The organism is Deinococcus sp. Leaf326, from assembly GCF_001424185.1.
GTDB lineage: Bacteria > Deinococcota > Deinococci > Deinococcales > Deinococcaceae > Deinococcus.
The window spans coordinates 1-8,541 of sequence record NZ_LMOM01000055.1 but is presented as its reverse complement, the minus strand read 5'-3'; the positions used below and the strand labels follow the sequence as shown (position 1 = coordinate 8,541).

General features: G+C 59.2%; 5 protein-coding genes and 3 pseudogenes. 4 read left to right on the top strand and 4 right to left on the bottom strand.

What is annotated here, in order from left to right; genetic code table 11:
* Positions 1 to 361: pseudogene (locus tag ASF71_RS23065) on the top strand (transposase); the annotation flags it as partial.
* Here the strand turns inward: ASF71_RS23065 and ASF71_RS23060 are convergent.
* Positions 348 to 1,199 (bottom strand): NAD(P)/FAD-dependent oxidoreductase, encoded by an 852-nt coding sequence (locus ASF71_RS23060; RefSeq protein WP_082506127.1) that lies wholly within the window; start codon positions 1,197 to 1,199, stop codon positions 348 to 350. The pseudogene ASF71_RS23065 and the gene ASF71_RS23060 sit on opposite strands and share 14 nt — an antisense overlap.
* 102 nt (positions 1,200 to 1,301) lie before the next feature.
* Here ASF71_RS23060 and ASF71_RS24095 point away from each other — a divergent pair, with 102 nt between their 5' ends.
* A complete protein-coding gene (locus tag ASF71_RS24095) occupies positions 1,302 to 1,640 on the top strand; it encodes a hypothetical protein (RefSeq protein WP_156372918.1) in 339 nt (112 codons plus the stop codon).
* Between the two features lie 54 nt (positions 1,641 to 1,694).
* On the opposite strand, the gene ASF71_RS23055 is transcribed toward ASF71_RS24095, so the two are convergent.
* Together ASF71_RS23055 and ASF71_RS16480 are read right to left on the bottom strand one after the other, a co-directional pair.
* Entirely contained in the window at positions 1,695 to 3,881 is a 2,187-nt protein-coding gene (locus ASF71_RS23055) for an ATP-binding protein (protein ID WP_082506126.1), read from the bottom strand.
* Between the two features lie 519 nt (positions 3,882 to 4,400).
* The gene (locus ASF71_RS16480) at positions 4,401 to 4,862 is read right to left on the bottom strand and encodes a hypothetical protein (RefSeq protein WP_156372917.1); all 462 of its coding nucleotides are present in this window, start codon (positions 4,860 to 4,862) and stop codon (positions 4,401 to 4,403) included.
* Positions 4,863 to 5,271: 409 nt separating this feature from the next.
* Between ASF71_RS16480 and ASF71_RS25320 the strand changes: the two are divergent.
* Positions 5,272 to 5,493, top strand: a pseudogene (locus ASF71_RS25320) (IS982 family transposase); the annotation flags it as partial.
* 1 nt (position 5,494) lies between these two features.
* Here the strand turns inward: ASF71_RS25320 and ASF71_RS23050 are convergent.
* A pseudogene (locus tag ASF71_RS23050) lies at positions 5,495 to 6,019 on the bottom strand (IS4 family transposase); the annotation flags it as partial.
* Between the two features lie 94 nt (positions 6,020 to 6,113).
* Between ASF71_RS23050 and ASF71_RS16470 the strand changes: the two are divergent.
* Positions 6,114 to 8,483 carry a GAF domain-containing protein gene (locus tag ASF71_RS16470; protein ID WP_156372916.1) on the top strand — a complete coding sequence of 790 codons (2,370 nt, stop codon included), beginning with the start codon at positions 6,114 to 6,116 and terminating at the stop codon, positions 8,481 to 8,483.
* Positions 8,484 to 8,541 lie beyond the last annotated feature (58 nt).

The window sequence follows — 8,541 nt, the reverse complement described above, 5'->3', positions numbered from 1 at the left end:
AATCTGCTGGCGCGCCAGTTCGAAGTTGCGCAGCCGAATCAGGTGTGGGCGTCGGACCTGACGTTCCTGCCGACCAGAGAAGGCTGGCTGTACCTGGCGGTCACCCTGGACYTGYATTCACGGGCCGTGGTCGGCTACGCGCTGGACACGCAGATGSCGGCCACGCTGCCACTGGCGGCYCTGCAGATGGCGACCCGGCGCCGTCATCCGTCTCCCGGACGGGTGCATCACAGCGACCGGGGCAGTCAATACGCGAGTGGGATCTTCCAGGCAGAATTGGCCCGCATGCCGCCAGCGTCGCCATTCCACCCTGGGCGACTTGACGCCCCACGAGTTCGAACGGCAAGCTACGGCCGCTTAACTTCAGCTACGCAATATCGGGGCAAACCCAACACGCCTGCCACTGTAGTCCGGTGAGTCAGCGGGTCCACCTTGATCCCGGCTGGCGTCATCTCACAACCGAGTGCTTCGGCTAGACCCGCCCGAGGACGCCGCTCTCCATGCGTGTAGAGCACGCCTCGCTCCGCGCTCGTGCCATCCGCGAAGTGCAGCCGCACGCCAGTGTCCGTCCCCTCGACTCGTGCGAGCGTGCTGTCGATCAGGGTGACGCCGAGATGCTCCAGCAAGTGGCGCTGCTCGAGCATGAAATCCAGCGGCCCGTCACTACAGATCAGGAGATCCGGCGACATCTTCTGGTGGTACAGGATTGTCTGTAGACCGTTCACTCCCCCAAGGCTGGGCTGGTAAAGGGCCAACGCCGGGTCATGCCTCTCCCAGCCAGAGCAATACCGGCCGTGATGTACCCTCCAGCCCCATTGCTCCCGGAGCCCTGGGATGTCAGGCAGAATGTCCTGTACGCCGGTCGCCAGGATAAGCTTGCGAGCTTGGAGCGTGCGGCCGTCCGCAAGGTAAGCGGTGAAGGCGTTGTTCTGTCCTGTGATCTTGACAACCTCACCATCGAGAATGGGGAAGTTATAGAGGGCAAGTTGATGTCGAGCAGTTTGGAGGAGATGGACGGGATCGCCCCCGTCATAACCGAGCAGGCCGTAGGTCGAGGCGGCGGCAGCGCTGCGACTGGGACCTGCGGTACACAACACACCGCGACACCTGCCGCGTGCACTGTACAGGGCGGCGCTGAGGCCCGCGAAGCCTCCGCCGACGATCAGCACTTCATAGGCGACAGTGAGGTCGTAGGGCACGCTTTAGATCAGCTGAATACTCGGTCATCCCACCAGAACTCCATCTAAAGGTGTTGCAAAAGTCACAAATGCTCATCGCTCTAATTCTTACCTTAAGGTCTCATGAACGACGCTCAGGAACGACAACTGCACGAAACCTTGGAGCGGATGGAAGCAACTCAGCTGACCCCCTATCGAGGCGGCGATATTTCTCAGCTGATTCGTCGGCTCATCGGTCGGCAAAATGAAGCGCACTACCAGTTGCAACGTGCGATACAGGAACTCCATCAGGTTGCAGATCTGTTGCGTGATCAACAGGATCAGCCGACCCCAAAAGCTAGAGAAGCGCGTCAACAGATCGCGGAGAATTTTGCCCAGGGCGCGAAGATTCTGGAACGGGCTTACGACGAACTGATAGACTCGACGCAGGATCTCGATTATCTAAGGTATAAGTTCTTGTGAAAGCTATGCTTCTCTATTCTGCAACTATTTTACCGATCAATATAGAAAGTACGATTAGAAATTGTTATTCTCTCTGTAAGACTCACTTGGCAACTTCAGAGTAAAAGTCGTCCCCTCATCAACTACCGAGTTGACCTCGACTGAACCGCCATGGCGTTGCATGATCTTCCGGACGATTGCCAGACCAATACCATTTCCTGCGTACTCGTCTCTTCGATGCAGTCTCTGAAAGACCGTAAAGATCTTCTCGAAATGCGCAGCGTCAATGCCGATCCCGTTATCTATCACCCTGACTTCAACCCAGTCCTCGTTCCGTTCAGCTAAAATGCTCACTCGTGGGATACGTCCTGGAGCTTGAAACTTCAGCGCATTGTTGATGAGGTTCTGGAAGAGTTGTCGGAGTTGTGCCTGATCGCCAAGTACTCGGGGAAGCTTTTCAAATGCCAGCTGCCCTTGCGTTTCTTCAAGCCGATGTTGGAGATCAGCCTGAACTTGAGTCAGAACAGCACCGAGATCTATCGATTTGAGGGGCTCGACACGGGAACCCACACGAGAAAACTCGAGCAAGTCATCAATCAGGGTTCGCATTCGCCCAGTTGCGTCCGTGATGAGCTCTGCATATTGAGCAGCCTTCGGATCGTCCTGAACTTTCCCCAGGCGCCGGATCAACAGCTGAGAGAAACTGGTGACTGTTCGCAGAGGCTCCTGCAGATCATGACTGGCCACATAGGCGAATTGTTCGAGCTCCCGATTACTGTGCTCCAACGCCAAACTTCGCTGTTGCAAGAGTTGGGTCTGCTCGGCACGCTCCAGAGCAAGACTGAGACTGCGAACTACTGTTTCCAGCACCACTTTGTCGATAGGCGTCCAGGGCTGAGCGACATTCAGGCCAATGGCAAAAATCCCGCGGGAATGTCCACGGACGCTCAGTGGCAGGGTCGCTGTGGACTGAAGTTGGGTGGTCTCCCGGGCAACGGTATCCTTCCTGGAATCGTACGCCTCTTGATAGAGGGGTATCCGGGTGTCCCAGGGCTGAAACAGGTTGGTGGTCTCCTCGAAGGGAAGGCCCCGGTCCAGGACCGCCTGGAGATCGGGATTTCCAACCTCACCTGTTTGTGCCTTCACGCGCCAGAGGTCGAGGTGTGGCTCGTAGTAGAGAGCGAAGGCCTGAGGCGGGAGCAATGTCAACGTGAATTGTTGGGCCCGCCGAATCAGGGCGTAAGGGTCAAGATTCAACGTCAGCTCCCGGGTGAACGAGGCAAACCCTTCCAGAACACGCGTGCGTGCTTCGAGCTCTGCCCGCTGTTGACGGAGCGATTCGGCCTGCTGTGCCAGGGTGAGGCTGCGGTCCTCCAACTGATTTTGAAGGCCATGCGTCTGAGCCTGCCACCGCGCTTCAGCTGCGCGCTGGGCACGGAGATCACGGAGATAGCCCACCACCCGTTGGCGGTCGCCCTCGGCATACTGCATCAGGGTGATTTCCAGCGGAATGCGCTCCCCCGTACTGGTGAGCATCTCTTTCTCGTAATGACCGGACGTGCCCTGATCGAAGGCCCGTTGAAACGCAGCAGCGTCTATGGCGTGATATTCCGGTGGGGTGAGGGCGGCCCAGTCCAGTTCGCCGCGTTCGTAGGCTTCGCGGGTAAACCCCAGGAGGTTGAGGTAGGCATCGTTCGCTTCGGTGAGGCCCCCGTCGAGAAAACCGGCGGCAATGCCAACCGGACTTTCATCGACGAGACGGCGATAACGCGTCTCGCTCTGCCGAAGTTGGAGCAGCAGCTGGGCCCCCGCAATCGCGTTAGCGCCATGGAGTGCCAGTTTGTGCAGATAACGGAGTTGTGCTGGAGAGAGAGATGCAGCGCTCTCGTCTGGAGCGAGGACCAAGAATCCCAAGAGACGTTCATCGGTCCGGAGGGGCAGAAAGACCCAATTTTCCTGCCCCCTACCCTTGAGCACAACAGGGCCACCAAGTGTCTGAGCCTGAAGCATAAGTCGCTGGCTAAGATGAGTGAGCTCTTCAGGGGATAGGTTCGCAAAACCCCCTTGGACGACCGGTGACAGCCACGCGTCGCCTTGCCCTAGAACAGCGAGACTGGTGCCGATACTCAACGTCTGCCGAGCATGGTGGAGAAGCAGGTGGAGAAGGGTTTGCGGGGTCTGGGTGATATGGAGCTCGGTAGCGAGTTGGTAAAGATCCTCGCTGAGATGGTCTTGCTCACTGAGGGCCGGACGTTCAGACATGGGAGGAAGATACCCGACCTGCTAGAGCGATGACCGGACCACTTCTTCTGGTGTTGCAGAGCCTCGTTAGAGGGAACAGCCCCGTCCAAGAGACGAATACAACGACTAAAGTCGTCCCCGAGAATCCACCCAAGAGGCCGCTGCCTTCCCCGCAAAGAGAGGCGAACAAAGGACCTGCAACATCTGGTACCGCAGCTCCCCAGCACTGCATTTCTCTCAAACCTACATGGACAGTCCTGCAGAAGAAGAGATCAGCGATGAGGCATTCCACCGCTGCCCGCCTCAAGACTTCAGCTGTACATTGTTCTTCCTCCTGACAGATCCGCCAGAGTACGGCGGCCTAGAGCTCCATCTCCCCGAAGGACATGGGTCCAGACGAGGTTGCCGGACAACCAGGGGACCGTCAGCCCGTCTCCTGCGTGAGAAGGAAAAGCTGATGTTGTCCCCTTGATCCGAGCCGAGTCTCTCCTCGAAACCGTCCAACTTTTAGGGCCAGACCCACCTCAACAGGCATAGCGATTACCTTCTGTCCTTAGCGTCTTCCAGAGCAGGCAGGAAGAACCCCATGTCAGCACTGGGGGTCATGAATCCCCACGACACCTCGAAGGCCAACTCTAGAGGCGTGGGCTCATCGAGGTGCACCACGACCTTGTGGATCACCCCTTGCATCCCAAACCCACGCCGACCCTCTCGCCGTGTCATCGCCATCAGCACATCGAAACTTCGGTCGTCCAATAACGTCCAGGATCCCCGCGCTTCTACCACGCCTGGCCGATACCAATAGAAGGTACCCCTGATGAGCCAGTTCACCTCGATGTCCCGAATGTGTAGCGCTACTGGGCCCATGTTGACCAAGACGAGTTGGGTCGCGGCTGTGGGCCCAGAGCGCAGGCCGTCGATGGTGCGGGTGGCCGCCCACAAACCGTACTCCGCTTCTCCCAGCACCTGGCGCCATTTGCCCCACTGTTCTGGAGGTAGCATGCCTCTCGTATAGGCTCTTCTCGTGTGTGAAGGTGTGTTGATTTGTGAGTATTAAGCAAGAGCCAAATTTAGACGAGTTAGGAGCTAGAGATCAAGGGTCAACTCTGTGTCATCTTGTACTTCAGAAGAGGAGGGCGCCCTCAAGGAAATACGCTGCTTCCTGAGTTATCGTTTGTGCCGCCAGTCCATAGCCCTCAGCGAAGGCATTCTGATAAGGCTGCGTCATTTCATGTGTCGCGACGCTGTACCCTTCAAAACGCGGCATGAGACTTGTCAGACTGCGCCAAGACGAAGGCGACGGGTGCAACAACAGATCACCGCGAATAGGGGTTGACCTATAGAACGCCGTTTAGGGCTTGGAGCCCGTGGGGCAAAAACAGCTTGCTGAGCACATAAAAAGGGGGACGATATGGCTAGATATCGTCCCCGTCACAGTCTAGGCCGCCGTGCGGCTATCCGCCACTTCTACCGCTGGACCCGGCGGCACTTCAGTACCCGAATGACCTGCGTCCACCAGAACATCACCGATGCCTGGCGGATTGCGTTGTTGCTCAGCAGGTTCGTCTTCAAGGTGCCCTACGCTTCGATCTGGTGGAGCCTGCTTAGGGAAGACCGGCACGGTCTTCCCTCGCTCAGCACCTGACACTTCGGGAAACTGACGTGCGAGCGGTTGGGAACGGCGTTCCGAGGAGCCGCAGGCAGTCCCAGAAGACCTCGCCGCCCCATCGAGCCGCCTGACTCAGGATCTGCCACCCGATCCGCGTCACGCTCACGACCGCTCGCCCGCGCTTGTCCCGCCGAGGGGCGTGGGTCTCTGTCCGCTGCGCGCCGATCCGGGTCATCCAGGCCAGCGCAATACACAACAGGCCGAAGAGCCGAGAGATTCGCTCGAACAGGGTGCGCATCTGTCCCGGTTGGAGCGTCGTGAACAGGTCTCGCACCAGTTCGTCCTCGATTCTGGTGTTCTCCCGGATGCGGATGCACTGCCGGATGCGTTTCCAGCGCAGGAACGAGCACCACTCGCGCCCCACGAACTCCCGGTCCGCGATCACAACAGCCCACCGGCGGGCCGGAAGCACTTTCAGCAGGCGGGCGACCAGCAGAATGCGAGTGCCTGCACCGATCTGACTCTGAGGCTCTACAGCCAGGATGGAGGGACGACGGCTCTGCTCCGATTGAGGTGAAGCCTTCGGCGTGCGAAATGACAGGCCTCTCTCCAATTTCCACTGTTGTAGCCAGTATCTTGGCTCCGTGTCCACTCAAGCCGCCACATCCTCTGGGGTGCCCTTTTCTCTTAGTGAGCATCTCCAGGCTGTGACGGAGGCGCTCGCCGCCGCCCGTGCTCCAGAAGACGTGTTCAGAATTGTCCTTACCCCTGCCCTCCAGGCGTTGAACGCCATTGCTGGTGCCATTCTGCTCGTCGACGACATGGGCCAGCGTCTGGAGATTGCGACGACCCAGGGTTACGAGGAAGGCGCTCAGACCCTCTGGCAAGATGGTCCGCTCGACGGCAACGTTCCTGCTGGAGATGCCCTCAAGCGACATGAACCCCTGTTCTTTGAGCAGCAGGGCGCCCTGGTGCAGGCCTACCCTGAACTTGAAGCCCGTACCGGTGGCGTGGCCGCTGTCGCCACCGCTGTGCTGCCGATGTTCCTGGATGAGCAGCCGCTCGGAGCGATCATCCTCGACTTCAAGCAGCCCCATCACTTCACCTCTGAAGAGCGGCGCTTCCTCCAAACCCTGGCGGCGCAATGTGCCATCGCCTTAGGACGTGCCCAGCTGACCGCGAATCTGCAGCGTCAGGTGGACGAACGCAGCCAACAACTGCTTCTGGACGCCCGCGTTCAGGACGTGTTCGTCGACTTTACCGAGGCGGTGGGGACCCAGACTAACGTGCTTGCACTGGCGCAGCAGGCCATCGCTGTGTTGCAGCTGCGATTTCCAGAGTGCTCCAGTGGCTATTATGAGTTGGACGCTCACCGCTGGAAACTCCGCGTCCACAGTGAAGACCTGAAAACCCAATCCGAGTTGCGTCAGATTCTTCAAGAGGGTCTGCCACGCGACACACCCAGCTTCGCTCAAGCGTTAGCCACAGGCCAACCTATCTTCATTGAAGGATGGGATGCTGTCCAGGGTCAGATCCAGCAGACCGAGGCTTACAGGACAATCGCCCATTACCCACTGGTGCTGGCGGGTGAGGTACGGGCCATCCTTTCACTCGGCCTGAGAGATCAGCACCAGTGGAGCAAACGCGACCGCAGTGTTTTTCGTGCAGTAGGGCGCAGCCTTACCCTCGCCTTGGAACGCACCGAACAGGCCCGCAGATTGGAAACTCAGAACGTGAATCTAGAGGCCCGCACTCTTGCCCTGGAACGCTTCGCCCAACTGGCCCGCACTCCGGAAACAGACGCCACGACGCTCATCCAGCAGGTTCAACAGACTGTTCATGAATTGATCGGCGAGGGCTTCGCGGTCTACTACGAACTCGATGGCCTCACCTGGCACCTGCGCTCTCAGGTGGGCGGCCCGGATGATGCGACCATACAAGCTGCCCTGGAATCTGCCTTGCCCTACGAGACAGTATTGAATTTCCGTATCCCCTGGGAGCGGGGCACGCCGTTCTACCAAGAGGCGTATGATCCGGCGCTGGACCAGGAGGTACCAGGCACAGAAGGTCTGGCCTCGACAGCAGCCCTACCCGTCTGGGTGGATATGCGGCGTCAAGGTCTCTTCGGGTATGGGCTGAAGGTGAAGCGGTCGTGGACCCGCGCGGACCGGGCAACGCTGGAAACCGCAGTCAATAGTCTGGCGTTGTTATTGGAACGCGCTGAGCGAACCCGCGTGCTGGAAGTCGAACGCGCTTCGCTGGACGCCTTCGTCCGTTTTACGGAACAGTCCAGCCACACCACGGCCTCGCTGAGCCTCGCTCAGGAGGCTCAGCGCGTGCTCGTCGCCACCCTGAATGTGGAGGTGGGCTACTCCGAGTTGGAAGATGGACTCTGGAAAGGGCGCCTCTTCTCCGAAACTACCCCTCCTGAGGTGGTGACGCAGGCTAGGAAAGGCTTCCCTGCCGAGCTTCCGAGCTTCGCGCGTCCCTTTGAAGAAGGGGAGGTCGTGTTTATAGATGGCTGGGACCCCCAAGGGGCGGCGTCCACCGAGGTGTATGGTGCGGCAGCGTTCTATCCCTACTTTCTGGAGGGCAAGCCTCACGGCCTGCTGACCATGGGTACATCCGATGCTCGGGTATGGACGGACCGTGAGCGCCGCGTATTTCGGTCCGTTGGTCGTAGCCTGACCTTGGCCTTCGAGCGGGCAGAGCAAACCGCCCAGCAGGAGCGCCAGACCGCAGAACTTGACGCGCGCACCCGGGCGTTGGAGGGCTTCGCAGATCTCACGCGCGACCTGAGTGTGGAGGTAGACCCGTACGTCCTGATCAAGCGAGCACAGGCAATGGTCCTCTCCCTGTTGCCTGATGGGTACGCTCTGTACTTTGAACCAGAGGGGGATCGCTGGGTTCTGCGCGCTCAGACAGGCAACCTGGGCAACGCTGCACTTCAAGCAGCAGCCGACGCAGGACTGGGTTTGCCCCGATATTGCGTAGCTGAAGTTAAGCGGCCGTAGCTTGCCGTTCGAACTCGTGGGGCGTCAAGTCGCCCAGGGTGGAATGGCGACGCTGGCG

What these genes read in the sequence shown, in the direction of transcription:
- ASF71_RS23055 (WP_082506126.1), bottom strand. Translation starts at nt 3,881, where the DNA reads ATGTCTGAACGTCCGGCCCTCAGTGAGCAAGACCATCTCAGCGAGGAT.
- ASF71_RS24095 (WP_156372918.1), top strand. Translation starts at nt 1,302, where the DNA reads ATGAACGACGCTCAGGAACGACAACTGCACGAAACCTTGGAGCGGATG.
- ASF71_RS16480 (WP_156372917.1), bottom strand. Translation starts at nt 4,862, where the DNA reads ATGCTACCTCCAGAACAGTGGGGCAAATGGCGCCAGGTGCTGGGAGAA.